Here is a 25,986-nt window from a genome sequence, read left to right as displayed (position 1 = left end):
CGCGCTCCGAAATCCTTCGGACACGCCCGGATACGACCGTGCCCGCCCCGGCAGATCCGGGACGGGCACGTCGGAAGGCTCGGGGCTTACTCGCCGCCCTTGTGCCCCTGCTTCGGGGGCTCCTGGCGCGGGTTGTTCGGGCCCGCGTCGACCGGAACGTTGACGACGACGGTGCCGCCCTCCTTGAAGACGAAGGTCAGCGGGTAGGTCAGGCCGGGGGTGATGTCCTTGGTCAGGCCGGTGACCTCGACCAGGATCGGCTTGGCGGCCGGGTCGGCGGACTTGTTCTCCGGGTTCTCACCGGCGTTCTGCTGCCCGACCGCGGCGGCCTGGGCGGCGTCCTTGGCGGTCGGCTTGTCGGCGACCACGGTGCTGGACGGCTTGATCTCCACCTTCTCGGCCAGCTTGACCTGTCCCAGATCCGAATTGATCGCGACCAGCTCGTCGGCCTTGGAGTCGTTGAGGTTGACGGCGCTGAAGGCGAGCACGGCCTTGCCGCCCTTGGCGTTGTTGTACTCCTCGGTGGGCGGGACCAGGAAGCGCACGTCGCGCAGGGCGATGGAACCGACATTCGCGCTGTTGCCGTTGACGGCGGCGACCTGGGTGGCGGTCTGCGAGACCTGACCGGCGCCGCAACCCGACAGCGCGAGCACCGCACCCGCAGCGAGTGCAGCAACTGTCACGGCACGCCGCCGCGACTTCGACGCAGTGGTGGCTTTCAGGGCAGTCACGGGGTCCTCCATGTCGACCGGGCTCACTCCACTATGGAGAGTAGTAGTCAAAGAGAGTAATGCGTGCCTCCCCCCGCGCTACACGCGGGCGGTGTCGCGTGCGCGTGGCGAGACGCGCGCCGGATGCGCACGGCGACCGGGCCGCGGCACGCGGAGCGACCGGGCGGGATGTGCCAGGGGGCCTGACAGAGATTTCGCGACCACATCTCGAGTGCGGCATTGCCGTTTATGCGAGGGTGCTCGGTCGCGTATGCGAACTACGCACTCGCATATGCACGCGAACACCGCGATGCGCTATCCCCTTATGCCACAACGGGATGCACACGATTCGCGTTCTGTCAACCCCCGCCGCCGCCTCGTTGTGGCCCTGACCTGCGCCGTTGATCGCGCCGTTACCGAGTCGCATGTTAAACTGTGAACATCGAAAGGGGCACGGGACACATGATTTTTAAGGTCGGAGACACCGTCGTTTACCCCCACCACGGAGCGGCGCTGATCGAAGCTATCGAAACCCGCACCATCAAGGGTGTACAAAAGGAGTATCTGGTCCTGAAGGTCGCGCAAGGCGACCTGACCGTTCGGGTTCCCGCGGAGAATGCCGAGTACGTCGGCGTCCGCGACGTCGTCGGACAGGAAGGCCTGGACCGGGTCTTCCAGGTGCTGCGGGCTCCGCACACCGAGGAGCCGACCAACTGGTCCCGCCGCTACAAGGCCAACCTCGAGAAGCTCGCCTCCGGCGATGTGAACAAGGTGGCCGAGGTCGTGCGCGACCTGTGGCGTCGTGAGCAGGACCGCGGCCTGTCCGCCGGTGAGAAGCGGATGCTGGCCAAGGCTCGTCAGATTCTCGTCGGCGAGCTCGCGCTCGCGGAGGGCACCGACGACGTCAAGGCCGAGACCCTGCTCGACGAGGTTCTCGCAGCGGCTTCCTGACCGTGAAAACAACACCCGGCGACGGCATTCGTGTCGCCGCTCTGGTTCCTGCCGCCGGCATGGGCGTGCGTCTCGGTGAGAACAAGCCGAAGGCCTTCGTCCACGTCGGCGGCAGTCCCATGCTCACTCGCGCGGTACAGGGACTGATCGATTCCGGCTCGGTCGACGATGTTGTGGTTATGGTGCCCGCCGAACTCGTCGCCGAGACCCGCGCCCTGCTGCCCGATTCCCCGGTGCCCGTGCACGTGGTGGCCGGCGGGGCCGAACGCACCGATTCGGTGCGGGCCGGACTCGCCGCCGCCCCCGAGGCCACCCTGATCTTGGTGCACGATGCCGCCCGGGCCCTCACTCCCCCCGCGCTCGTCACCCGCGTGGTCGACGCGCTGCGCGCCGGCGCCCGGGCCGTGGTGCCCGCGCTGCCGGTGTCCGACACCATCAAGTCCGTGGACGCCGCGGGCGCGGTGACCGGCACCCCGGACCGCTCCGGCCTGCGGGCCATCCAGACTCCCCAGGGCTTCGACGCCGAACTGCTGTGCGCCGCCTACGCTGTGGGTACACAGGCGACGGACGATGCGGGGTTGGTGGAGATGCTGGGTGCGACCGTGCAGACGGTGCTCGGCGACGCCCTGGCTTTCAAGATCACCACACCGCTCGACCTCGTCCTCGCCAATACGCTTGCCGGCGGCCGTGATACGGCCGACACCGCAGGCGGGCTGGACACGACACGCGCGGCGGTGACCGCCCCGTGATCGATCCTCGCGCCCTGCGCACCGGCATCGGCAGTGATGTGCACCCGATCGAACCCGGCCGCGCCTGCTGGATGGCGGGTCTGCTGTTCGAGGGCGACAGCGGCTGCGCGGGCCACTCCGACGGCGACGTCGCCGCCCACGCGCTGTGCGACGCGCTGCTGTCGGCGGCCGGATTGGGCGACGTGGGAGCCGTTTTCGGCACCGGCCGGCCCGAATGGGAGGGCGTGTCCGGGGCGGCCATGCTGAAGGAAGTCCGGCGGCTGCTGGACGAATCCGGATACGACATTGTCAATGCGGCTGTACAGGTAATCGGAAATCGTCCGAAGATCGGTCCGCGACGGGCCGAGGCGCAACAGGTGCTGGGCGAGATTCTGGGTGCGCCGGTGTCGGTATCCGGCACCACCACCGATGGATTGGGTCTCACGGGTCGCGGCGAGGGTGTGGCGGCGGTCGCCACGGCGCTGCTGTGTTGTCGGGCCTGACGCGCCCGTAAACCACCCGATCCCAACAGCTAGGATGCCCGTCGTGACTCTGCGCCTTTTCGACACCGAGACGCGGACCCTGCGTGAATTCACGCCGCTGGTCCCCGGCAAAGCCTCGGTGTACCTGTGCGGCGCGACCGTTCAGGGTGAGCCCCACATCGGACACGTGCGCAGCGGCGTCGCCTTCGACGTGCTGCGACGGTGGCTGGCCGCCAACGATTTCGACGTCGCCTTCGTTCGCAATGTCACCGATATCGACGACAAGATTCTCAACAAGGCCGCGGAGCACGGCCGGCCGTGGTGGGAGTGGGCCGCCACCCACGAGCGCGCCTTCGATCGCGCCTACGAGACGCTCGGCGTGCTGCCGCCGTCGGCCGAACCGCGCGCCACCGGGCACATCACCCAGATGGTGGGAATGATGGAGCGGCTCATCGAACGCGGCCACGCCTATGCCTCGGCGGGCAATGTCTATTTCGATGTGGTGAGTTTCCCGGATTACGGAAAACTGTCCGGCCACAAGCTCGATGACGTGCATCAGGGCGAGAGCGCGGGCCAGGGCAAGAAGGATCCGCGCGATTTCACGCTGTGGAAGGCCGCGAAACCCGGTGAGCCGAGCTGGCCTTCGCCGTGGGGTCCCGGGCGACCGGGCTGGCATCTGGAATGCTCCGCCATGGCCGAGTTCTATCTCGGGCCGGAATTCGACATTCATTGCGGCGGAATGGATTTGGTCTTCCCGCACCACGAGAACGAGATCGCGCAGTCGCGGGCGGCCGGGGACGGGTTCGCCCGCTACTGGCTGCACAACGGCTGGGTGACCATGGGCGGCGAGAAGATGTCCAAGTCGCTGGGCAATGTGCTGTCGATTCCGAATGTACTCGAGCGGGTCGGGGTGCGCGCGGTCGAACTGCGGTACTACCTGGGCAGCGTGAGCTACCGGTCCATGATCGAGTACTCCGATCACGCGCTGACCGAGGCCGCGGCCGGTTACCAGCGGCTCGAGGCGTTCGTGTTGCGGGTGGCCGAGCGCGCGGGCGACGTGCCGATCGGCACCTGGACTCCGGGCTTCGCCGACGCGCTGAACGACGATCTCGGAGTGCCGCAGGCGCTGGCCGAGATTCACGGCGTGGTGACCGAGGGCAACAAGGCGTTCGACGCCGGGGACGTCTCGGGCGCGCGCATGCTGGCTGGTCAGGTCCGGGCCATGCTCGGCATTCTCGGCGTCGATCCCCTGGACCCGCGCTGGGCCGCGCCGGCCGACAATTCCGCCGCGATCAATGCCCTCGACGTGCTCATCGGCGCGGAGTTGCAGCGCCGCCAGCAGGCGCGCGCGGACAAGGACTGGCCGGCCGCCGACGCGGTCCGCGATCGGCTCAAGGCCGCGGGCATCGAGGTCACCGATACCGCGCAGGGCGCGGAGTGGACGCTGACCAAGGAGAAGAAGTAGCGGCGGTGCCGTCGCGGACTGTGGCGGACCCCACCGAATTCGGGTCCGCAGACCGGCGTGAGGCACAATTCATAGCGATCGCAGCATCGCAGGCCCGGTTTCGGCAGGCCAGACCTATGCCACATTGATCACGGTGGGTCCCTCACCCGTCGGATCGCTGTCGCGCTCGCCTGAATCGACCGCCTTTGGTTCGCGGCCCGTCTCGTTCTGGACTGAGCGGAGCGGGGGAGCGAAGCGGAGGAGCGGAGGGAGGGAAGAACGAGACCTCCACGGCACCCACCTCCCTGGGCCTGCCCGCGAACCCGCCCGGAGCGAAGCGGAGGGCAAATCAGATACGGAAGGCGAAGTGAATGGCAGGCAATTCTCAGCGGCGCGGGGCGACGCGTAAGTCGGGCAGCAAGAAGGGGCAGACCGTCGGGTCGGGCGGGCAGCGGCGACGCGGGCTCGAGGGCAAGGGCGCGACCCCGAAGGCCGAGGACCGCGTGTATCACGTGGCGGCCAAGCGCGCGAAGGCGAAGGCCAAGGCGCAGGCCACCGCCGCGACCACCCGTTCGCGCAATGCCTCCCGGCCCATCGCCGGCCGCAAGGACAACGAGGGCCCGGAGCTGGTGCTCGGCCGCAATCCGGTGGTGGAGTGCCTGCGGGCGGGCGTGCCCGCCACCGCGCTGTACGTCGCCAACGGCACCGAGAACGACGATCGGCTCTCGGAGGCGGTGAAGATCTCCGCGGAGATCGGGATCTCGATCCTGGAGGTGCCGCGCACCGACCTGGACAAGATGAGCCACAACGGCATGCATCAGGGTCTGGCGTTGCAGGTGCCGCCCTACAAGTACGCGCATCCGGACGATCTGGTGGACCGCGTGCACACTTCCGGCGAGCCGGCGCTGCTGGTGGCGCTGGACAATATCTCCGACCCCCGCAATCTGGGTGCGGTCATTCGCTCGGTGGCGGCCTTCGGCGGGCAGGGCGTGGTGATCCCGCAGCGGCGCAGCGCCAGCGTGACCGCGGTGGCGTGGCGCACCAGTGCCGGTGCGGCGGCCCGGCTTCCGGTGGCGCGGGCCACGAATCTGACTCGCACGCTGAAGGATTGGGCGAACAAGGGCTACCAGATCATCGGCCTGGACGCGGGCGGCGACACCACGCTGGACGAATTCGACGGCAGCGCACCGACGGTCATCGTGGTCGGCTCCGAGGGCAAGGGGCTGTCGCGGCTGGTGCGCGAGACCTGCGATTCGATTCTGAGCATTCCGATGGCGGGTCCGGTGGAATCGCTGAACGCGTCGGTGGCGGCGGGCGTGGTGCTCGCCGAGGTGGCGCGGCAGCGCCGGATCTGAATCGACACGCCCGAATCGGACGGTCGCCCACTTGGTTTCTCGGGCGGATCGGCCTCGATGATCAAGTGGCGCAAGGCAAGACCGCGCGTCCGCCTGCCCGGGTGGCGCTCGCGCCCGTAAACTCGGGCGGTGGTCTACGATCAGCCGCCCATCGGTTCCCCCGTCGAGCACGAGCACGCGACCGCCGTCCTGCTGCTGGGGGCGCTCAGCGTGTTCTGCTGCGGTGCGCTCGGGCCGATCGCGTGGGCCATGGGACGCCGGGCGCTCAATGAGATCGAGGCGGGCGAGGGCCGTTTCGGCGGCCGCGTGCAGGTGCTGGTCGGCTACGTGCTGGGCATCATCGGAACCTGCCTGATGGTGGTCTTCGGCATTCTGTTCCTGCTGGTCGTGCTGCGCGGCAACCACCACTGACCGGCCGTCGCGTCGGCACCGGCCCGGTCAGTCCAGGCCGGGCCGCTGCTCCCCGCCGGTCACCGCATCCCAGCCGGGCCATTCGCCGCTGACGCTGCCGGTCCATTTGGGCGGGCGGCGGTCCTTGAGCGCGGCCACGCCCTCACCGCCGTCGGTGCTCTTGGCGACGTAGTCGTTGAGTTCGGTTTCCAAGCGCCCCACCGTTTCCGGGGCCATGGTGGGCGCCTCCCAGAGCAGGCGCTTGGACAGCGCCACCGGCAGCGGGGCCGAGCCGTGGGCGATGTCGTGGGCCACCTCGAGCGCGGTGGGCAGCACCTCGGCGGCATGCAGGCAGGCGTTGGCGATGCCCAGCGAGTACGCCTCGTCGCCGTCGAAGGTGCGGCCGGTGAGCAGCAGGTCGGCGGCGCGGGCGCTGCCGATCAGCCGGGGCAGGGTCCAATGCGCGAAACCGTCGGCGAGCGCGCCGCGACGCACCTGGTTGAGCGCGTAGACCGCGTCGCGCGCCACGTAGCGCAGATCGCACTGCAGGGCGATCTCCAGGCCGATGCCGACGGCATGCCCGTTCACCGCGGCGATGACCGGTTTTCGAATCCGGAACGGCGGCGGGTCGATGAGGCCGTTGACCTCACCGACCTTCAGCGACAGATCCGCGCCCGCGCAGAACGCGGGCGGGGTGCCGGTGATGACGACCGCCCCGATCGCGTCGTCGTCGTCGCAGCGGCGCAGCGACGCGCCGAGCGCCGACGCCATGCCGGGGGTCAGCGCGTTCTGCTGGGCAGGGCGATTGAGCGTGAGCACCGCGACGCCCCCGGAAACGTCCACGTGCAATTCCGAACTCATGGGCGCAAATCCTAGTAAACCTGGCGACGCCACGCCCGAAACCGTGGTCGCCAGTCGGCTATCCCCGCAGGATCTGGCGGCCGATGGCGTACTTGTGGACCTCGGTGGGGCCGTCGTAGAGGCGGAAGGCCCGCATATCGCGGAAGATCATCTCCACCACGGTCTCGTCGGAGATGCCGATGCCGCCCAGCACCTGGACGCAGCGGTCGGTGACCTTGAACAGTTCCTCGGAGACATACGACTTGGCGATGGAGGATTCGTGCCGCGCCTTGTGGCCCTGATCCATCAGCCAGCATGCGTGCCAGATGGTGAGCCGGCACTGGTGCAGCGCGATCTCGTTGTCCGCCAACATGAACGACACGCCCTGATGCTCGCCGATGGTCTTGCCGAAGGCGGTGCGGGTCTTGGCGTAGTCGACGGCGATGGCCTGCGCGCGTTCGGCGGCGCCGAGCCAGCGCATGCAGTGGGTGAGCCGGGCCGGGGCCAGTCGCAGCTGGGCGTAGCGCAGCGCCTGGCCGGTCTCGCCGAGCAGGGATTCCTTGGGCAGCACCAGGTTCTCGAACCGCACCACGGCGTGGCCGCCCACGTAGTTGCGGTCCATGGTGTTCATGATCCGTTCGATCACGATGCCCTCGGTGTCGCCGTCGCACAGGAACAGGGTGGGGCCCTCGGGCAGGTGCGGATTGGCGGCCAAGCGCGCCATGATGATCCAGGTCTTGGCCCCGTCGGCGCCGGTGATCAGCCATTTGCGGCCGTTGACGGTGAAGTTCTCGCCGTCGAAGGTCGCCTCGGTGGCCAGCTGATTGGGGTCGGAGCCCGCGCCGCCCGGTTCGGTCATGGCGAAGACGCTGCGCTGGTGGCCGTCGATGACGGGCTGCAGGAAGCGTTGCGTCTGTTCGGGATTCGCGATTTTCGACAGCAGGAACATATTGCCCTCGTCGGGCGCGGCACAGTTCATGGCGACCGGGCCGAGGGTGGACCAGCCGGCCGCCTCGTACAGCACGGCCTGTTCGACGTGGGTCAGGCCGCGCCCGCCCAGCTCCACGGGAGCCTGAATGGTGAGCAGCTTCTCGGCGCGGGCCAGCTCGACCAGTTCCTGCCGCAGTTCGTCGTTCGGACCGTGCGCGGTCAGGCGCGGATCACGCTCGAAGGGCACGATCTTGTCGGTGACGAACTGGCGAACCCGGTCGCGTTCGGCAGCAAGGTCGGCGGGAAGCGAGAAGTCGATCATCGTTGGTCACCATCCGTCAGCAGGTCTCGTTCGAGCGAGCATACGACGGCGGACCGGGCAGACTGAAGGCACCCGCCCTCAAAAGAGGACGCGGCGCAGGAACTTCCCCACTTCGCCCCGGTAGGCGGCCGGTTGATCGTCGTGAACCAGGTGGCCCGCCTCGGGGATGACCACATGCCGGGCGTCCGGATGGACCGCGGCCATGGCACGCATCTGGCCGGGCGGGGTGATGGTGTGCTCGCCCTCGATCAGCAGCGTCGGCGCCGTGATCGATTTCCACTGCGACCAGAAGTCCCGGGTGCCCCACTCCTCGGAGATGTCCCGGAAGGTGGGCACCTCACCGTGCAGCCGGTACCCGTCCGGGTCGTGGCGGAAGGAGGCGAGGAAATAGCGTCCCGCGACTGGTCCGAAGAACTCCAGCACCGCCGCCTCGTCCGGAAACGGTTGCGGCCAAGCCGAAATCACGGCGGCCCAGTTCTCGGCGGTGCGGCCCTGGAAGTCCGGGGCCATGTCCTCGACCACCAGCGCCCGCACCCGGTCCGGATGCGCGGCGGTGAACATCCACCCGTGCAGCCCGCCCATCGAATGCCCGATCACCACCATGGGCTCGGTGATGGCCGCCGTCGCCGCGGCCAGATCCGCGACGAACGCCTCGGTGGTCAGCTCCGCCGGGGCGGGCCGGCCGTGCCCGGCGGCGTCGAAGGTGTACACGTGCCCGAATTCCCGCAGCCACGGCAGCTGCGGCCGCCAGGTGCGGGCGCTGCCCATCAGCCCATGCAGCAGCAGGATCGGGGTCCCGGCGCCGCCCTCGTCATACAACATCGACTCGACCCTACGTCCCGGAAGGCCGTCGTGAGCGCCGGAGTAGGGTCCAGCCCATGGCAGTCGTCAAGATCAACGCAATCGAGGTGCCCGAGGGCGCGGGCCCCGAGCTGGAGCAGCGTTTCGCGCACCGCGCGCACGCCGTCGAGAACTCGCCCGGCTTCCTGGGCTTCCAGTTGCTGCGCCCGGTGTCCGGCGACAACCGGTACTTCGTGGTGACGCAGTGGGATTCGGAGGAGTCCTTCGCCGCGTGGCGCGACGGGCCGGCGCGTCAGGCGCATGCGGGCGAGGCGCGCAAGCCGGTCGCCACCGGTGCGTCGCTGCTGGAGTTCGAGGTCGTCCTGGATGTGGCGGGCAAGTCAAACTGATCACCGCCCCGGGCCCTCACGAACGAGCAGGTTCGTGAGGCCGAGGGTGATCCGGTGCAGCAGCCATTCGGCCGGTCCGCGCCGGAAGGCGGTGCGCCACAGGGTCGCCGCCACGAGCGAGCCGCCGGCCAGCAGGGCGAGCAGCGGCCAGCCCGGGCCGTGGATGCCGCCGGGCAGGGTGACGGCGTTCTCGTCCGGAATCGGCACCAGCACGCTGACCGCGACCGCCTGGACGATGTAGAGGCTCAGCGCGCAGGAGCCCGCGGCGATCAAGGGCCGCAACAGGGTTCCGGTCCGGGGTATGAGCGCCATCAGGGCGCCGATGACCAGGACGGCGGCGCCGGTCGCGCCGAAGACCTCGAACGGGGTGCCGCTGTGCGGGGTGGCGAGGGTGAGCCACCAGGGGCTGGTGGTGGCGACCGTGCCGAATCCGGTCATGTCGATGATCATGCCCGGGTCGAAGTCCGTCACCCCGGCTTCCGCCATACCCTGCGTGAGCAGGTCGATCAGGTGCGCGCGCCCGCCCAGCGGATGCTGCGCCAGCCATGAGCCGCCGTAGCCCAGCAGCGCCAGCGCCGCCCCGACCGCGAGCACCGGTAGCGGTCGCAGCGCCCGAATCCCCCAGCGGCCCAGCGCCATTCCGGCGAAGACGAACGGCATCCAGGTCAGGGCCGGGTACGCGCCGGTGAGCGTCAGCATCATCCCGGCCTGGCGCAGTCCCTCCCAGGAGGTGAACATCTCGAAGGTGGGATTGCCGCCGAAGACGTTCTCGTGCAGGTGACTTCGGATCACGAACGACACGATCGGACCGGCCACGGCCCATACCGCCGCCAGGATCGCCAGCGCTCGGGCGCCCAGGCGCAGCGCGGGCAGGGCGAGCAGGAAGTACAGGCCGTAATAGGTCAGGATGACCATGATCCCGATGCCGGAAGGCAGTTGCGCCAACGCGAGTCCCAGCAGCGCGACCAGCACGGCTCGGGCGGCAATGCGAATCACGCTGCGGCGGAGTGGGATTCCGCTCGCGGGCGTCGCCCCGCCGGACATGAGCGCCAGCGATACCCCCGCCAGGACCGCGAACAGCGCCGCCGAGCGGCCCTCGAAGATCGTCAGCCAGGACGCGCCCGCCTGGCCGTGATGCGGTCCGACGTGGACCGCGAACATGCCGAGCACGGCAATGCCACGGGCCGCGTCCAACGCGAGCACGCGCGGCAGCGAATCCGTGGCATCGGGTTTTCGCACCACCTCGACGATATCGATGACTCCATGGCCTCGAAAGTAATCCGAGAACGCCGGACTTTTCGAGGCGGCTCATCGCTACACGGCAAGAAATAGACGAAAGAGTTAGTTCCCGGCTAACGAAAGGGTCAGCCGGGAACGCCGGAACTACGCCTCGAAGGTGGCGTCCAGTTCGATATCGTCGACACCGGTCAGCGCCTTGGAGACCGGGCAGCCCGCCTTGGCGGCCTCGGCGGCGGCCAGGAAGCCGGCCTCGTCGATGCCCGACGCCTTGCCGACCACGGTCAGCTTGATCTTGGAGATGCGGAAGCCGCCCGCCGGATCCGGCCCCAGCGTCACATCCGCGGTGACGTCCAGATTCCGCACGGTGCCACCGGCATTGCCGATCTGGCCCGACAGAGCCATCGAGTAGCAGGAGGAGTGCGCGGCGGCGATCAGCTCTTCCGGGCTGGTGGTGCCGTCGGCTTCGTCGGCGGCGCGCTTCGGGAACGAGACGTCGTACTTGCCGACGCCCGAGCTGACCAGTTCGACCTGACCCGACCCGTCCTGCAGACCACCGGACCACGAGGTACGCGCGCTACGTGTTGGCATCACTGTCCTTTCGGAGTTGAATTGCCCTCCGCTTCGCTACGGGCGGGTTCGCGGCCCTGGAGGTCTCGTTCTTCCCTCCCTCCGCTCCTCCGCTTCGCTCCCCCGCTCCGCTCAGTCCAGAACGAGACGGGCCGCGAACCTTCGGGTGAGGACCCGGCGAGGCGATTCACCGGGCACATGCGACCTTATACCGCGGCAGCGGTTTGCTGGCCCCAGTACAGCAATGCCTTCGGGGTGGCCGCAGGGGCGCAACGTCCATGCGGCAGCGGCTTGGTGAAATTCTGTGTCGGCTTGATGGATTGCGACCACGCGATCTCGACCACGCCCACCAATCCCAGTACCAGCCAGTTCATCTCGGTTCTCCTCTCCGAGCCGCGACCACGGCGGCGGACCTTCGAACAGAACCGGACATTATGTCCGCTTATTCCTGGACGGCTACAGTGAGCCGCATGGACATCCCGGCCCTGCCGCTGCTCGACGATCGGGCCGCGCCCGTCGAGCGCGCGGACGCGGCGCGCAATCGAGCCAAGGTACTGGCGGCCGCCGCCGGATTGTTCACGACCCGCGATCCGCGCACCGTCACCATGGACGACATCGCCAAGGCCGCCGGGGTGGGGCGGGGCACGCTGTATCGGCGCTATCCGGATGTCGGGTCGATCGCGGAGGCGCTGCTCGACGAACACGAACGGGCCTTGCAGGAGAAGCTGTTACGCGGTGCGCCGCCGCTGGGACCGGGCGCGCCGCCCGCCGAACGGCTGGCCGCGTTCTACGCCGCCATGGTCGAACTACTGGAAACTCACGCCCCGCTGGTGCTGGGCGCGGAGACGGGCCGCGCGCGCTTCCACACGGGGGCGTATCGGTTCTGGTCGCTGCACGTCCGGTCCCTGTTGGTGGAGGCCGCAGTGCCGCAACCCGATTCGCTGATCGATGCGCTGCTCGCACCGCTGGCCGCCGAGGTCTACCGGCAGCAGCGCGAGCGCGGACTGACCCCCGAGGAGATCGCGTCCGCGCTCGCGCGGCTTGCCCGCGGCGTGATCGGTTCCGCCGCAGACTGATTCAGACCATGTCGCGACGGCGAATCAGCCAGACGGCGCCCGCGGCGAAGAGTACGACGTAGCAGGCCAGCACGATCAGGGACGCGCCCCGGCCGAGGACGTCGAGGACGCCGGGGGTGGCCGGACCCGTCACGGTGCGCAGCGAACCCGCCAGGGAACCGGCCGCCGTGCCGGGCAGATGATCGGTGATCGCCCTGATGGGCGCGAAGATGCCGGCCACGCCGCGCAACAGGTTCTCCACCACCAGCACCCACACCAGCCCGAGCCCGACCGCCAGCGCCGGACCCCGGGCAAGGGCGCCGATGACCGCACCCGCCAACGTCCACATGCCGAGAATGGCGATACCGCAACCGATTCCGAGCAGGATGCGACCCGCCGACGGCAAGGCCGCCGACTGCCCCTGGGTTGCGGCGATCAGGGCAGCGACCCCGGTGTCCACCACGAAGGCCACCAGCACCAGCCCGGCCACCGTCACCGCCAGGCTCAACACCACCGCGCCGATCACGTTCGTCCGCGAAGGCCCTTGGGTGAGCGCGGTTTTCCAGCTCCCCCACCCGTACCCGCTGCCCACCGCCAGTGCCCCCAGCACCAGCATGAGCGCGCCGCCGAACATGGCCATGCCCTGCGTGTACACCTCCGGCACCGAGGCGGGCAGCATCTGCCGCAGCAGCAGGTCCCGGGGCAGGCCATTGGACATGCGGGTGCTGCTGCCGGTGGTGTAGGCCAGGTAGTTGAACAGGTAGGCGAAGGTGAGGTTCAACAGGATCCAGGTGCCCAGCACGATCCAGAAGGCGGGCCACTTGCGCAGCCGCAGCAGTTCGGCGCGGGTGCTGGCGATCAGGTCGGTCATTTCGCGGTCTCCGTCATCTCGAAAAAGACTTCTTCCAAGGACTTCTCGTCGGTGCGCAGTTCCAGCAGATCCGCGCCCGCCGCCAGGACCGCCCGCGCCACCAGCGGCGCCTTGGCCGCGCCCGCGTCGACGCGAATCCCGTTGGCGGTCAACAGGACCGAGCGCTCCCCCACCACGGCCCGCACCGCCGGCAAGGCGATCGACAGCGGTTCCGCGCGCACGAGAAGCGAAGCCGTGCCGCGCAATTCCCGCACCGTGGATTCGGTGAGCAGCCGGCCGCCGGAGATCACGCCGACGCGATCGCAGATCTCCTGCACCTCGCCGAGCAGGTGACTGGACAGCATGACGGTGTGCCCGTCGGCGGCGAGTCCCGTGATGAGTTCCCGCATCTCGGCCATGCCGGCCGGATCCAGGCCATTGGTGGGTTCGTCGAGAATCAACAGGTCGGGGGCGCCGAGCAGGGCGGCGGCGACCCCGAGCCGCTGCTTCATGCCGAGGGAGTAGGTGCGGAATCGGTCCGTGGCGCGGGCGGACAGGGCCACCCGGTGCAGGGCGTCGGCGACCGCGTCGTCGCCGACACCCCGATAGCGGGCCAGGACGCGCAGGTTGTCGCGGCCCGAGAGGTAGGGATAGAAGCCGGGGCTCTCGATCAGAACGCCCATGCGGCGCAACACCTCCGGGTCGCCGGGGCGGTGGCCGAGCACCGTGGCGGTCCCGGCGGACGGGCGGATCAGGCCGACCAGCATGCGGAGCGTGGTGGTCTTGCCCGCCCCGTTCGGGCCGAGGAAACCGTAGATCTCGCCGCGGCGGACGCTCATGCTCACGGCGTCCACGGCGGTGTGGGCGCCGTAGCGTTTGGTCAGCCGATCGGTGACGACAACCCCTTCGTTCATGGTGACAACGATCCGCCGGATCGGTGCGGAAACCATCCGTCGCGGCGCGCGATCGGCCGTACGTATCTGGACGTATTTCGCCACGACCCGATGCCGCCGCCCGCGGACGGCGCTACGGTGCAGCTATGGACTTTCGCGGGGGAAGGCTCGGGCGGCAGGACGTGCTCCCGGCGGTGGCGGTGGGGGCGATCCAGCTCGGCTTCGGCACCCTCGCCAACCACCACCAGACGGTGGTGCGTGGCCTGGACGTCGCCGGCTACCTGCTGCTCGTCGCCGGTCCGGCGTTGCTGGTGCTGCGCCGGCGCTATCCGCTGCCGGTGTTCTACGGGACCCTCGCCGTCGCCGTCGCCTATCTGCTGGCCGGCTACGGGTACGGGCCGATCTTCGTCTCGCTCATCGTCGCGTTCCTGAGTGCCGCCGTCACCGGATCCCGTTGGTACACCTACCCGTTCGTGGGTGTCGGCTATCTCCTCATGGTGTGGCCGGTTCCCGGATTGCGCGGCTACGACACCAGCACCTGGCAGCAATTCGGTTTGCTGGCCTGGCTTTTCGTGCTCGCGGCGGGGGCGGAGGGCATGCGGCAGCGCAACAGCGCCGTCACCGCGCGCCGGCAGCGCGCCGAATCGGCGCGGCGCAGCGAACAGGCGCAGCGCGAACGCGAAGCGGCCCAGGCCGCACTGGAATCGGCCGAACGCGAGCAGCGGGTCACCGAGGAGCGGCTGGCCATCGCGCGGGAGCTGCACGATGTGCTCGCGCACAGCCTGTCGCTGATCAATGTGCAGTCCTCGGTGGCGCTGGAACTGCTGGACCGCAAGCCGGAGCAGGCCGCGACGGCGCTGGCCGCCATCAAGGCCGCCAGCAAGGACGCGCTCGGCGAGGTGAACGCGCTGCTGCGCTCGATCCGCGGCGGCACCGCCACGGTGGCCGCGCCCACCGCCCCCACCATCGGCATCACCGATCTCGACAAGCTCACCGGCCCTGCCCGCGCCGCCGGACTGGTGGTGCACACCATGGTGACCGGCGGACCGCGACGGCTGCCGGCCGTGGTGGACGTGGCCGCCGCCCGCATCGTGCAGGAATCGCTGACCAATGTGGTGCGGCACGCGCCGGGCGCGAGTGTGCTTGTCACCGTGCACTATTCGGCGCAACGGCTGCAACTCACCATCGACAACACCCGCCCCACCCGCCAGCCCGCGCCGCAGTCGCCGAGCGGCGGGCACGGCATCACGGGGATGACCGAACGCGCCCACGCCCTCGGCGGCAATCTGTCCGCGGAACCCAAGGCGGACGGCGGTTTCCGGGTCCGCGCCCGGCTGCCCACCCACCTGGCCCGGCCGGAACCGGCCGCGTAGCTTCGTGATTCGAATTCGGGAGGTGCGATGGACATCCGGGTGCTGATCGCCGACGATCAGGCGCTGGTGCGCGCCGGTTTCGTCGCGCTGCTGAGCGCACAGGACGGCATCGAGGTCGTCGGCGAGGCCGACACCGGCGCACGGGCCTTGGAGCTGGCACGTGCGCTGCTGCCCGATGTGGTGCTGATGGACATCCGCATGCCGGTGCTCGACGGCCTGGCCGCCACTCGCGCCATCGCCGCCGACCCGGCCCTGGCCGCGGTGAAAGTGGTGGTGCTGACCACGTTCGAACTCGACGAGTACGTCTTCGAGGCCATGCGGGCGGGCGCGACCGGCTTCCTGGTCAAGCACACCGAACCGGCGGATCTGATCAAAGCGGTCCGCGTGGTGGCCGGCGGCGACGCCCTGCTGTCCCCCAGCGTCACCAGACGACTGGTCGAAGAGTTCGCCTCACACGCCAAACCCGCTCCCGCGGCGGAGTTCTCGGAACTGACCGACCGCGAGCGCGAGGTCATGACCCTGGTCGCCGAGGGTCTCACCAATGCCGAGATCGCCGAACGGCTCTATATGAGCCCGGCCACCGCCCGCACCCACGTCGGCCGGATCCTGGTGAAACTTCGCGCCCGAGACCGGACCCAGCTGGTCGTCATGGCCTACGAGTCCGGGCTGGTCCGACCCGGCTGGCAATGAGCGCCGTGGGCCCGCCTCAGCGCGCGGCGGTCAGCCCCAGTCCCTGCCGAATGGCTTGTTCCACGGGCGAATACGCGCCGTCGGGCCGATCCAGGACGCAGGGTTGCCGCGACAGCAGCGGCGGCTGCGCCATGAACTTGGGACGACCGGCGAGATTGGGCTGGGCGGAGTGGATCAGGAACGGATGGCAGAGGTAGACGTCGCCGGCCCGGCCCGTCGCCAGCGCCTCCGGCAGATCGCCGGTGGCGGTGTAGAAGTCGGCCAGATCGAACATGGTGGTGCCCGCCTCGCCGAACTGCTCGAGTTCCCGGGCCAGGCGCAGATGCGAGCCCACGCGGATCTTGGTGGGGGCGTCGCCCGCCTCGACGTCGGAGAACAGGAACAGCATGAGCAGGGCGCGGCCCTGGGAGAAGACGTTGACCCGCCAGCTCAGGTAGTCGTCGGGCTTGGCGTCGCCGGGAAAGCTCACGTCCACATGCCATCCGGTGTCGCCGGGCGGCTCCGGGCTGGGGAAGCGGACGGGCCAGCTGCCCAGTGAACGCCGGGGCAGCCAGCGGCCCGGGCCGACCAGCTGATCGAAGGCTTCGAGCAGGACCGGGGCGGTGACCGCGGCGGCGAAGGGCTCCTCGGCGTGGTCCCAGAGCCGGATGACGGGGGCGGTCCAGGTGGACGGATCGTCGGGATCGCATCCGGTTGCCCGCCAGAGGATTTCGCGACCCGCGGCGGCGGTCTCGGCCGAGAAGGCCCCCTCGATCTTCACGAATCCGTCGGCGATGAAGGCAGCGATCTGAGCGTCGGTAAGCATCGCTCCACCTCTCTGCGCTTGATCCTTTCGGTCGGCCGCTCCGAGCATCCACCAGACCGGGAACACCGCGCCACCGAATTTCCGCCCCCGGCAATGCGAAAGCCCCGCCCTCCCGAAGGAGAGGCGGGGCTTTCGTTGTCTCGCTGAGCCTTTACTCGCCGGAGCCTTTACTCGCCGGAGGCGGCCGGGGCGTCACCCGCGAGGGCGGCGACCGGCTTGTCCTCGGCCGTATCGGCCTTCTTGGTCAGCTTGGCCTTGGACGCGAAGGTGAACTTCGCGTTCTCGCCCTGGCCTTCGCCGTCCCAGCCCTCGACGTCCACCGACACGATCTGGCCGGGGCCGAGTTCGCCGAAGAGGATCTTCTCCGACAGCTGGTCCTCGATCTCGCGCTGGATGGTGCGACGCAGCGGCCGGGCGCCGAGCACCGGGTCGAAGCCGCGCTTGGCGAGCAGGCTCTTGGCCTTCTCGGTCAGCTCGATCTCCATCTCCTTGTTCTTCAGCTGGTTGGCGACGCGGCCGATCATCAGGTCGACCATCTGGATGATCTGGTCCTGGGTCAGCTGGTGGAACACGATCACGTCGTCGATGCGGTTGAGGAACTCGGGGCGGAAGTGCTTCTTCAGCTCGTCGTTGACCTTGAGCTTCATCCGCTCGTAGTTCGAGCCCTCGGCATTGCTCTGGGCGAAGCCGAGGCCGACCGCCTTCGAGATGTCGGAGGTACCGAGGTTCGAGGTGAAGATCAGGACGGTGTTCTTGAAGTCGACCGTGCGGCCCTGACCATCGGTCAGGCGGCCGTCTTCCAGCACCTGCAACAGGGTGTTGTAGATCTCCTGGTGCGCCTTCTCGATCTCGTCGAACAGCACCACCGAGAACGGCTTGCGCCGCACCTTCTCGGTCAGCTGGCCGCCCTCTTCGTAGCCGACGTAGCCCGGAGGGGCACCGAAGAGCCGCGATGCGGTGAAGCGGTCGTGGAACTCGCCCATGTCGATCTGGATGAGCGCGTCGTCCTCGCCGAACAGGAAGTTGGCCAGCGCCTTCGACAGCTCGGTCTTACCGACACCGGACGGGCCGGCGAAGATGAACGAGCCCGACGGACGCTTGGGGTCCTTCAGACCGGCGCGAGTGCGGCGAATGGCCTTGGAGACGGCCTTGACCGCGTCCTCCTGGCCGATGATCCGCTTGTGCAGCTCGTCCTCCATGCGGAGCAGACGGGTGGTCTCCTCCTCGGTGAGCTTGAACACCGGGATACCGGTCCAGTTGGCCAGCACCTCCGCGATCTGCTCGTCGTCGACCTCGGCCACGACGTCCAGATCACCGGAGCGCCACTGCTTTTCGCGCTCGGCCCGCTTGGCGACGAGCTGCTTCTCCTTGTCGCGCAGGCGCGCGGCCTTCTCGAAGTCCTGCGCGTCGATCGCGGACTCCTTCTCCCGGCGCGCCTCGGCGATCTTGTCGTCGAATTCGCGCAGGTCCGGCGGCGCGGTCATCCGGCGGATGCGCATGCGCGCGCCCGCCTCGTCGATGAGGTCGATCGCCTTGTCCGGCAGGAAGCGGTCGTTGATGTAGCGGTCGGCCAGCGTGGCCGCGGCGACGAGAGCGCCATCGGTGATCGAAACCCGGTGGTGCGCCTCGTAGCGGTCGCGCAGACCCTTGAGGATGTTGATGGTGTGCTCGACCGTCGGCTCGCCGACCTGCACCGGCTGGAACCGGCGCTCGAGGGCCGCGTCCTTCTCGATGTACTTGCGGTACTCGTCGAGGGTGGTGGCGCCGATGGTCTGCAGCTCACCGCGAGCCAGCTTGGGCTTGAGGATCGAGGCCGCGTCGATCGCGCCCTCGGCCGCGCCCGCACCCACCAGGGTGTGCAGCTCGTCGATGAACAGGATGATGTCGCCGCGGGTGTTGATCTCCTTGAGCACCTTCTTCAGGCGCTCCTCGAAATCACCGCGGTAGCGGCTGCCCGCGACCAGGGAACCCAGGTCGAGGGTGTAGAGCTGCTTGTCCTTGAGCGTCTCCGGCACCTCGCCGTTGACGATGGCCTGGGCGAGACCCTCCACGACGGCGGTCTTACCGACGCCGGGCTCACCGATCAGGACCGGGTTGTTCTTGGTACGGCGGCTCAGCACCTGCATGACGCGCTCGATTTCCTTCGAGCGGCCGATGACCGGGTCGAGCTTGCCCTCGAGCGCGGCCTGGGTCAGGTTGCGGCCGAACTGATCCAGCACCAGCGAGGTGGACGGGGTGCCCGTCTCGCCGCGCTGACCCGAACCCTCGACCGGCTCCTTGCCCTGGTAGCCCGACAGCAGCTGGATGACCTGCTGACGCACCCGATTCAGGTCCGCGCCCAGCTTGACCAGCACCTGCGCCGCGACGCCCTCACCCTCGCGGATCAGGCCGAGCAGAATGTGCTCGGTGCCGATGTAGTTGTGGCCGAGCTGCAGCGCCTCACGCAGCGACAGCTCGAGCACCTTCTTGGCACGCGGGGTGAACGGGATGTGACCGGACGGGGCCTGCTGACCCTGACCGATGATCTCCTCGACCTGCGAGCGCACGCCCTCCAGCGAGATGCCCAGGGACTCCAGCGACTTCGCCGCGACACCCTCGCCCTCGTGGATCAGGCCCAGCAGGATGTGCTCGGTGCCGATGTAGTTGTGGTTGAGCATCCGGGCCTCTTCTTGGGCCAGGACAACGACCCGCCGCGCGCGGTCGGTGAACCTCTCGAACATCGCTCCCTCACTCTCCTGCTCCGCCATCACTGGCATCCGGCGCTTCAGACCCTGTGCTGCCCTTCTGGTCGCCAGCCTGCCATGAAGCCCTGGGGTTGCATCCCCCGACTCCACTCTAGTTGCCGGGGGTCACGCACGTCGTCCGTCCACCCTATTGCGAACGGGCATCGGTACGACTCATTCAGTCATAACGGGGCAGTTGCGCAGACCGTTTCCGATTGGTCTACGCCCACAGCGAACAAGCTGTATCCAATTGCCCTACGCTGCGCTTCGGGCGGGGTTAGCGGCGCTGGAGGTCTCGTTCTTCCCTCCCTCCGCTCCCCCGCTTCGCTCCTCCGCTCCACTCAGTCCAGAACGAGACGCGCCGCGAACCTGGTGGGGGGATCAGCCGGTGAAGGGCGGAACGAACTCACAGGGCACCGGACGGGCATGGTCCGGGTCGAGGGCATTGAGGGCGACCATGGCCGCGCGGTGGCTGCCGGCGATGGCCATGTGGTCGGAGAAATCGGTGGGGCAGCCGTCCTGCATGAGGACGTTGGTGGCGTTGGGGGCGGGCACCAGGGCGACCGACGGCCAGACCGCCTCGTCGTAGTTCGAGGCCAGGTTGGTGTAGGTGACCGACGGGTCGTAGACGCCGTCGGCATTGAGGGCGTTGACGAAGGTCGAGTTGCCCAGCATCTCGTGGCAGGCCTGGCAGATCGCGCCCATGGTCGCGACGCTGTCGGTGGTGTCCCTGTCCACCCCGAGGCGGTCGGCGAAGGCTCGGATCACGTTCATCTGATCACCGAAGATGCCCAGCCACGGGGGTGCGATGGCGACGAACTTGTCCACCTTGCCGGAACCGCCGAGCCGCTTGATGTAGTAGTCGCCGACGGTGTTGCCCTGCGAGTGGGCGATGAAGTCCACCTTGGGCGCACCGGTGGCGGCCTGCACCCGCGCCACGAAAGCGGCCAGCTGCGCGGCACTTTCGGGGATGGGCTTCATGCCGCCCAGGGCCGAGAGCGGCCACGGGACGTCCAGCGCGCCGTAGGTCAGGGAGTAGACGCAGTAGCCCTCGTTGGCCAGCAGCGGCGCGTAGGCGCCCCAGTTGGTCTGGCCGCCGCCCGCGGTGCCGTGGATCAGCACCACCGGATCCGGGTGCGCGGCAGTCGGGGTGCAGGACCAGTCGTTGGCCCCGGGCAGCGAGCCGCCGGGATTGGTGAGCTCGTAGGGGATGCCCGCGAAGAAGTTGAAAGTGACCGGGTATTCCGCGTGAGCGGTGCCGCTCGCGACCAGTCCCAGAATCGCCAGCACCGCCGTGACCACCAGCGATCCCGGCGTTCCGCGTAGGGTCCGCCTGCTCATATTCCCTCCCAAATTAGAACGCGTTCCGATAACCTAAACGCAAAACAAGCACGAGGGATGGATTACTGGCGGGTAAGTTCTGAAACCTGTTCCTATGCAGCGAAACGGCGGCCGCCGGAACCCGCAGGCGACTTGCGAAGCCGCACAACAGGTCCCGGCGGCCGCCGGGCCGACGCTCGAATCATTGCCGGGCCGAAGGGAATCCGGGTTGCGCGAGGTAGTGGAATCCGGGCTGCTGCGGGGCGCCGAAACCCGGCTGCGGCGCGACCTGACGGTAGGTCTGGATCGGAGCGGCCGCCGCCGGGCTCGCCTTGGCATGCTGCATACCGGCCACGAACAGCGCGCCCATCAGCACCAGGAACGCCAGCGTGTGAATCACCGCGCGCACGACGTTCCAAGCCACCCAGGAGCTTTCGAACTGGCTGCGCACCGCGGCCAGATCACCGATCTGACCCACGTCGCCGGCATTGGCGAGCTGGTTGTTGAGCGGCACGTTCAGGCCCGAGGTGACGCCGAACGCGATGATATTGAGCAGCAGCGCCACGCCGATCCAGATCAGCGTGGTGCGCGAATCCTTGCCCAGATGCAGTGCGGCGGCCAGCACCGTGAAACCGACCGTGCCCATGAAGCCGATCATGAACCACGGGTTGATGATGACCACGTTGATCTTCTGCATGACATCCACGAAGGTGCGGTCGTCGGCGCGGCCCAGGGCGCCCATCACCGAGGTGGCGTAGGCGTAGAACACCCCGGCGATCAGCCCGGTGCTCAGCGTCGCCGCCACGAGCGAAGCGGTGCGAAGTGCGAACATCGTTTTCTCCTGACTGGATCTGCCACCCGTGTTCTCCCGGGTGATCGACTACATCCAGTCAATCGCCGACGGGCACGGAAACCCATGGCTCAGAAGCTCGCACGCATGCGCAGGGGTCCAACAGGTACCAGCGGTACTAGGACAACTCTCGTGACTCGCGGCCATACCACCCAAGGCCGTGGGCTTCGCCCCCGAACCCCCTCGAGATTCTCGGGGCTCCGCCCCCGAACCCCCGGACTCTCAGAGGCTCCGCCCCGGACCCCTCGAGATTCTTGGGGGCTTCGCCCCCGAACCCCCGGGTTAGAGGTCGCGTTCGGAGATGACGCCGGATTGCATGGCGAGGTTGGCTAGGCGGACTCGTTTTTGGTTTTGGGGGAGGTCTTCGACGCCGAACTTCGCGAACAGGGCGCGGAGGTGGGTTTTGATGGCGTCGACGCTGAGGAAGAGCTCGGCGGCTATTTGCTGGTTGGAGGCGGGGGAGGCGAAGCCGTCGTTGCCGCGCAGGGGGCGGCACAGGGCGATGAGGACCGAGCGCTGGGTTTCGGTGAGGGAGCGCAGGGTGGGCAGTCCGCCGGTGGAGGTCTGCGTGATATCGCCTGCGGCGCCGCTGAAATCGTGGAAGGTGACCCGCGAGGTGCCCATGCGGATGACGTCGCCGGGTTGCAGCCGATGCCGTCCGACCAGTCGGTCGCCGTTGATGAAAGTGCCGTTGCGAGAAAGGCCGTCGTCGACGATGGTCCAGTGCGCGCCCAGGTACTCGGCGGTGGCGTGCAGGCGGGAGACCTCGGCATCCCAGAACAGCGACAGATCCGCCTGCGGCGAGCGCCCGATGGTGATGCGCGGCTGATCCGGGGACAGCATCAGCTCATGCTGGCGCCCCTCTTGATCCTTCACCCGTAGGAAGGAACCGTGGAATGCGGTCACTGCGCCGATACCTCTTCTCTACATCCAGCCAGTGACGTCGTCCGCACGTTTCAATGGTGCCTGGCCACCCGGGCAGTAGCAAGATCGCAGTTGATCCTCCGGTTATACGCAAAGCGTATGAATAAACCACTGCCGCCCGGGCACGCACGAAACACCCGGACGGCAGTCGAATCGGCGACTAGTCGGACAACTAGTTCTTGGAAGCGGCCTTGTTGTAAGCCTCGGTGATGTCAGCGGAGATACGACCACGAGCGGACACCTTGTGCCCATTCCGGCGAGCCCATTCACGAATGGCCGCGCTTTGTTCACGATCGATCGACACCCGGTTCTTCGGGCCCGCGGCCGGAGCACCGGCAACCTTGGTCCGACGGCGGCCGCTCACGCGCCGAGCGGCGGAAACCCAACCCTCGAGACCTTCCCGAAGCTTGGCCGCGTTGTCCGTCGACAAGTCGATCTCGTACGAGACGCCATCGATTGCGAACTCGATGGTCTCGTCCGCGATGGACTCACCGTCGACATCGTCGATCAAGCTAACGGTGACCTTCTTTGCCATGAGATGAACGTCCTCTCGAAATCGTGCGACCCGCATAGTCAGGCCGATTACCCGACGCCAGAATACCGCTAATTCCGATAGTCCCAGAACAGGCCCCGGAAATGCAATCCGGAGAACTATCGGGCGGCTGGACGCACAATTGGAAAGAGTATCGTTTCCCGGATTCCGTGGCCAGTCAGGGCCATCAGCAAACGATCGATACCCATACCCGTTCCGGTTGTGGGGGGCATACCGTGCTCCATCGCGGCGAGGAAGTCCTCGTCCAGGCGCATGGCCTCGTCGTCGCCGGCCGCGGCCAAACGCGCTTGATCCACGAAACGTTCACGCTGGATGACCGGATCCACGAGTTCCGAATAGCCGGTGGCGAGTTCGAAGCCGCGCACGTACAGGTCCCACTTCTCGGTAACCCCGGGCTTGCTCCGATGCTGGCGCGTCAGCGGCGATGTCTCCACCGGGAAGTCGCGCACGAAAGTCGGGGCGTAGAGCTTGTCGCCGTAGACGTGCTCCCACAGTTCCTCGACCAGTTTGCCGTGGCCATAGCCCTTGCCCTCGGGAATTTCCAGACCGACCCGATCGGCGAGTGCCAGCAATTCCTCGACCGTCGTTTCCGGCGTGACCTCCACACCGATCTGCTCCGACAGCGACGGGTACATCTCCACGGTCGCCCACTCACCCGACAGGTCGTATTCGGTGCCGTCGGCGAGCGTCACCACCTGCGTGCCGAAGACCTCCTGTGCGACTTCCTGGATCAATTCCCGCATCATGGTCGCGGAATCGTCGTAGGTGCCGTACGCCTCGTAGGTTTCCAGCATTGCGAACTCGGGCGAATGGGTGGAGTCGGCGCCCTCGTTGCGGAAGTTCCGGTTGATCTCGAAGACCTTCTCGATGCCGCCCACCACGCAACGCTTCAGGAACAGCTCCGGCGCGATGCGCAGGAACAGCTCCATATCGAGCGCATTGGAGTGCGTCGCGAACGGCCGCGCGGCCGCGCCGCCGTGGATGGTCTGCAGCATCGGGGTCTCGACCTCGAGGAAACCCCTGCGCTCCAACGCGTTTCGCAGCGCGCGCACGGCGGCGACGCGGGTGCGGGCCATCTCGCGGGCCTCCGGGCGCACGATCAGATCGACATACCGCTGCCGGACGCGCGACTCCTCGTTCATCTCCTTGTGCGCCACCGGCAGCGGGCGCAGCGACTTCGCCGCCATCTCCCACGCATCGGCCATGACGCTCAATTCGCCCGAGCGCGAGGCGATCACCTCGCCGTGCACGTAGACGAAATCGCCGAGGTCCACATCGGCCTTCCAGGCCGCCAGCGATTCCGCGCCGACCCCGTTGAGGCTGATCATCGCCTGCAACTTGGTGCCGTCGCCCTCCTGGAGAGTGGCGAAACACAGCTTGCCGGTATTACGGACGAAAATGACGCGGGCGGCAATCCCGACGACCAGACCGGTCTGGGTATCCGGGGCCAGATCCGGGTACGCCGCGCGAATTTCGGCGAGCGAGTGGGTGCGGTTCACCACCACCGGATAAGCCTCGCGGCCCTGCGCCAGCAACCGCTCCCGCTTCTCCCGGCGAATCCGCATCTGCTCGGGGACATCGTGCTCCACGACGGGGGCCGCGGCGCGCTTTTGGCCAGCAGGAACAGGAGTGCCAGCAGAAGAAGAGGGAGTGGAGGTGCTCACGGGACTCAACGATATCGTGCGGCGGAATTCCCTTTTTCCCCGCCGCCCGGCAACCGCGTATCCACTCCGGACCGCATGCGGCCCGAGTCCGGCTCAGAGCCAGGCGAGAGTGGCGACCTCACGTTCGAAGTGCGGGGCACTGGACGCGACGGTCAGCAGACCGGCCGCTTTCAGGGCCTGGTACCCGCCCTCGAGATCGGTCGCGCGACGCAGGCCCAGCTGCTGCAGCGAGGCGGCGGCCAGGCTCGAGGTGTAGCCCTCCGAGCAGACGATGATCCATTCCACGTCGTGATGCGCGGCCATGGCCAAACGCGCGCTGCTGGACGGATCGAGCCGCCATTCCAGCACATTTCGCTCGATGACCAGCGCGCCCGGGAGCGTACCCTCGCGCAGGCGCTGCGCCTGCGGGCGGATGTCCACCATGATCGCGCCCCGCGCGATCGCCTGCGGCATTTCGATCGGGAGCAGGCGACGCAGCTGTCGGCGGGCCTGGGCGAGCATGCCGTCGATCGTCATGTGGGTCATTCGAGTTCGCCTTCGGGCTGGTCGGTGAGGACGGAACGAGTGCGTCGCAGGGTGCCGTGGCCGGTGACCTCGTAATAGGACATGGCCGTCAGCGGCGGGGAGTAGGCGTGCACGCTCAGGGTCGGATTCAGCGGGCCGGTGATGCCGGCCTCCTCGGCGGGGGCGCGCACCACGTCGTGCACCCAGCCGAGCGGGAAGGACGCCTGATCACCCGCGGTGAGGGTGCGGCGCTTCAATTCCCGGCCGTTCCAGCGGTATTCGGCGAGCGCGCCGGACAGCACGGTGAGCGCGCCCAGCGACCCGGCGTGATCGTGCAGTTCGGTGTATTTGCCCTCGACCCAGCTGATCAGCCAGACGTCCACCTCGTCGTCGGCGACAAGCCTTGTCGCCCAACGGTTTTCGGTGGGCCACAGACCACCCTCGGGCAGCAGGTGATCGTAGCGGCCCTCCAGCACGTCCTGGGCGCCCTCGTCGGTCAGGCGCAGCAGATCGGCCGGACGCAGCCGGGTCGGCAGGGCGGAGGCGGTGGCCCGCTCGGTCACCTCGGGCAGCAGCCGGGAGGCGGGAGCGTGACTATCGACGGGTAGGGAGAAAACAGAGGAACGCATGAGCG

The 25,986-nt window shown here is 68.2% G+C and carries 28 protein-coding genes; 10 read left to right on the top strand and 18 right to left on the bottom strand.

Annotated elements, in window-relative coordinates; all coding sequences use genetic code 11:
* Nucleotides 1–86: 86 nt before the first annotated feature.
* Nucleotides 87–731, bottom strand: a complete 645-nt coding sequence (locus D7D52_RS04280) for a copper chaperone PCu(A)C domain-containing protein (protein ID WP_187703110.1) — start codon at nt 729–731, stop codon at nt 87–89.
* Between the two features lie 441 nt (nt 732–1,172).
* On the opposite strand from D7D52_RS04280, the gene carD reads away from it, so the two are divergent.
* From carD to D7D52_RS04250, 6 genes are all read left to right on the top strand, one after another.
* Entirely contained in the window at nt 1,173–1,661 is a 489-nt protein-coding gene (gene carD, locus D7D52_RS04275) for an RNA polymerase-binding transcription factor CarD (protein ID WP_019931623.1), read from the top strand.
* Nucleotides 1,662–1,687: 26 nt separating this feature from the next.
* Entirely contained in the window at nt 1,688–2,410 is a 723-nt protein-coding gene (gene ispD, locus D7D52_RS04270) for a 2-C-methyl-D-erythritol 4-phosphate cytidylyltransferase (protein ID WP_120743791.1), read from the top strand.
* A gap of 14 nt (nt 2,411–2,424) precedes the next feature.
* On the top strand, nt 2,425–2,892 hold the full coding sequence (ispF, locus tag D7D52_RS04265; protein WP_120743790.1) for a 2-C-methyl-D-erythritol 2,4-cyclodiphosphate synthase: 468 nt from the start codon (nt 2,425–2,427) through the stop codon (nt 2,890–2,892).
* 43 nt (nt 2,893–2,935) lie between these two features.
* Complete coding sequence (gene cysS, locus D7D52_RS04260; protein ID WP_120743789.1) at nt 2,936–4,336, top strand: cysteine--tRNA ligase; 1,401 nt, start codon at nt 2,936–2,938, stop codon at nt 4,334–4,336.
* 350 nt (nt 4,337–4,686) lie between these two features.
* Entirely contained in the window at nt 4,687–5,670 is a 984-nt protein-coding gene (gene rlmB, locus D7D52_RS04255) for a 23S rRNA (guanosine(2251)-2'-O)-methyltransferase RlmB (protein WP_120735147.1), read from the top strand.
* Between the two features lie 129 nt (nt 5,671–5,799).
* On the top strand, nt 5,800–6,081 hold the full coding sequence (locus D7D52_RS04250) for a DUF4190 domain-containing protein (protein ID WP_120735146.1): 282 nt from the start codon (nt 5,800–5,802) through the stop codon (nt 6,079–6,081).
* A gap of 27 nt (nt 6,082–6,108) precedes the next feature.
* On the opposite strand, the gene D7D52_RS04245 is transcribed toward D7D52_RS04250, so the two are convergent.
* The 3 genes from D7D52_RS04245 to D7D52_RS04235 form a co-directional block, all read right to left on the bottom strand.
* Nucleotides 6,109–6,921, bottom strand: coding sequence for an enoyl-CoA hydratase/isomerase family protein (locus tag D7D52_RS04245; protein WP_120735145.1), 813 nt, complete (start codon nt 6,919–6,921; stop codon nt 6,109–6,111).
* Nucleotides 6,922–6,979: 58 nt separating this feature from the next.
* On the bottom strand, nt 6,980–8,152 hold the full coding sequence (locus D7D52_RS04240) for an acyl-CoA dehydrogenase family protein (RefSeq protein ID WP_120735144.1): 1,173 nt from the start codon (nt 8,150–8,152) through the stop codon (nt 6,980–6,982).
* A gap of 78 nt (nt 8,153–8,230) precedes the next feature.
* Entirely contained in the window at nt 8,231–8,974 is a 744-nt protein-coding gene (locus tag D7D52_RS04235) for an alpha/beta fold hydrolase (RefSeq protein WP_120735143.1), read from the bottom strand.
* A gap of 56 nt (nt 8,975–9,030) precedes the next feature.
* Between D7D52_RS04235 and mhuD the strand changes: the two genes are divergently transcribed.
* Entirely contained in the window at nt 9,031–9,342 is a 312-nt protein-coding gene (gene mhuD / locus D7D52_RS04230) for a mycobilin-forming heme oxygenase MhuD (protein WP_120735142.1), read from the top strand.
* Here the strand turns inward: mhuD and D7D52_RS04225 are convergent, their stop codons facing one another.
* From D7D52_RS04225 to D7D52_RS37540, 3 genes are all read right to left on the bottom strand, one after another.
* Nucleotides 9,343–10,581, bottom strand: a complete 1,239-nt coding sequence (locus tag D7D52_RS04225) for a DUF418 domain-containing protein (RefSeq protein ID WP_162958156.1) — start codon at nt 10,579–10,581, stop codon at nt 9,343–9,345.
* A 144-nt stretch (nt 10,582–10,725) separates the two neighbouring features.
* Entirely contained in the window at nt 10,726–11,169 is a 444-nt protein-coding gene (locus D7D52_RS04220) for an OsmC family peroxiredoxin (RefSeq protein WP_120735140.1), read from the bottom strand.
* Between the two features lie 185 nt (nt 11,170–11,354).
* Entirely contained in the window at nt 11,355–11,522 is a 168-nt protein-coding gene (locus D7D52_RS37540) for a DMT family transporter (protein WP_162958084.1), read from the bottom strand.
* Nucleotides 11,523–11,618: 96 nt separating this feature from the next.
* Here D7D52_RS37540 and D7D52_RS04215 point away from each other — a divergent pair, with 96 nt between their 5' ends.
* Nucleotides 11,619–12,224 (top strand): TetR/AcrR family transcriptional regulator, encoded by a 606-nt coding sequence (locus D7D52_RS04215; protein WP_120743788.1) that lies wholly within the window; start codon nt 11,619–11,621, stop codon nt 12,222–12,224.
* Between the two features lies 1 nt (nt 12,225).
* Here D7D52_RS04215 and D7D52_RS04210 read toward each other — a convergent pair whose 3' ends face one another.
* Together D7D52_RS04210 and D7D52_RS04205 are read right to left on the bottom strand one after the other, a co-directional pair.
* Nucleotides 12,226–13,074 (bottom strand): ABC transporter permease, encoded by an 849-nt coding sequence (locus tag D7D52_RS04210; RefSeq protein ID WP_120735139.1) that lies wholly within the window; start codon nt 13,072–13,074, stop codon nt 12,226–12,228.
* Nucleotides 13,071–13,967, bottom strand: a complete 897-nt coding sequence (locus D7D52_RS04205) for an ABC transporter ATP-binding protein (RefSeq protein WP_120743787.1) — start codon at nt 13,965–13,967, stop codon at nt 13,071–13,073. The genes D7D52_RS04210 and D7D52_RS04205 overlap by 4 nt, the downstream gene beginning before the upstream one ends.
* A 125-nt stretch (nt 13,968–14,092) precedes the next feature.
* Here D7D52_RS04205 and D7D52_RS04200 point away from each other — a divergent pair, with 125 nt between their 5' ends.
* The gene (locus D7D52_RS04200; RefSeq protein WP_120735138.1) at nt 14,093–15,319 is read left to right on the top strand and encodes a sensor histidine kinase; all 1,227 of its coding nucleotides are present in this window, start codon (nt 14,093–14,095) and stop codon (nt 15,317–15,319) included.
* Between the two features lie 27 nt (nt 15,320–15,346).
* On the top strand, nt 15,347–16,009 hold the full coding sequence (locus D7D52_RS04195) for a response regulator transcription factor (protein ID WP_120735137.1): 663 nt from the start codon (nt 15,347–15,349) through the stop codon (nt 16,007–16,009).
* Nucleotides 16,010–16,025: 16 nt separating this feature from the next.
* Here the strand turns inward: D7D52_RS04195 and D7D52_RS04190 are convergent, their stop codons facing one another.
* The 9 genes from D7D52_RS04190 to D7D52_RS04150 all read right to left on the bottom strand — a co-directional run bounded on the left by D7D52_RS04190 (nt 16,026) and on the right by D7D52_RS04150 (nt 25,981).
* Nucleotides 16,026–16,814 carry a phytanoyl-CoA dioxygenase family protein gene (locus D7D52_RS04190; RefSeq protein ID WP_120735136.1) on the bottom strand — a complete coding sequence of 263 codons (789 nt, stop codon included), beginning with the start codon at nt 16,812–16,814 and terminating at the stop codon, nt 16,026–16,028.
* 167 nt (nt 16,815–16,981) lie between these two features.
* Entirely contained in the window at nt 16,982–19,534 is a 2,553-nt protein-coding gene (locus tag D7D52_RS04185) for an ATP-dependent Clp protease ATP-binding subunit (protein WP_120743786.1), read from the bottom strand.
* A gap of 384 nt (nt 19,535–19,918) precedes the next feature.
* The gene (locus tag D7D52_RS04180; protein ID WP_120735135.1) at nt 19,919–20,878 is read right to left on the bottom strand and encodes an esterase/lipase family protein; all 960 of its coding nucleotides are present in this window, start codon (nt 20,876–20,878) and stop codon (nt 19,919–19,921) included.
* A 181-nt stretch (nt 20,879–21,059) separates the two neighbouring features.
* Entirely contained in the window at nt 21,060–21,689 is a 630-nt protein-coding gene (locus tag D7D52_RS04175; RefSeq protein ID WP_120735134.1) for an anthrone oxygenase family protein, read from the bottom strand.
* A gap of 300 nt (nt 21,690–21,989) precedes the next feature.
* Nucleotides 21,990–22,613 carry an FHA domain-containing protein gene (locus tag D7D52_RS04170; protein ID WP_120735133.1) on the bottom strand — a complete coding sequence of 208 codons (624 nt, stop codon included), beginning with the start codon at nt 22,611–22,613 and terminating at the stop codon, nt 21,990–21,992.
* Nucleotides 22,614–22,803: 190 nt separating this feature from the next.
* Nucleotides 22,804–23,166: a histone-like nucleoid-structuring protein Lsr2 gene (locus D7D52_RS04165; RefSeq protein ID WP_120735132.1), complete on the bottom strand. Its 363-nt coding sequence runs from the start codon at nt 23,164–23,166 to the stop codon at nt 22,804–22,806.
* A 116-nt stretch (nt 23,167–23,282) separates the two neighbouring features.
* Nucleotides 23,283–24,749: a lysine--tRNA ligase gene (gene lysS, locus D7D52_RS04160; RefSeq protein WP_120743785.1), complete on the bottom strand. Its 1,467-nt coding sequence runs from the start codon at nt 24,747–24,749 to the stop codon at nt 23,283–23,285.
* Between the two features lie 192 nt (nt 24,750–24,941).
* A complete protein-coding gene (locus D7D52_RS04155; RefSeq protein ID WP_120743784.1) occupies nt 24,942–25,364 on the bottom strand; it encodes a rhodanese-like domain-containing protein in 423 nt (140 codons plus the stop codon).
* 5 nt (nt 25,365–25,369) lie between these two features.
* Complete coding sequence (locus D7D52_RS04150; RefSeq protein WP_120735131.1) at nt 25,370–25,981, bottom strand: cysteine dioxygenase; 612 nt, start codon at nt 25,979–25,981, stop codon at nt 25,370–25,372.
* Between the last annotated feature and the right edge of the window lie 5 nt (nt 25,982–25,986).

This window comes from Nocardia yunnanensis, assembly GCF_003626895.1.
Lineage (GTDB): Bacteria > Actinomycetota > Actinomycetes > Mycobacteriales > Mycobacteriaceae > Nocardia > Nocardia yunnanensis.
This window is presented reverse-complemented; position numbering and strand designations above follow the sequence as displayed.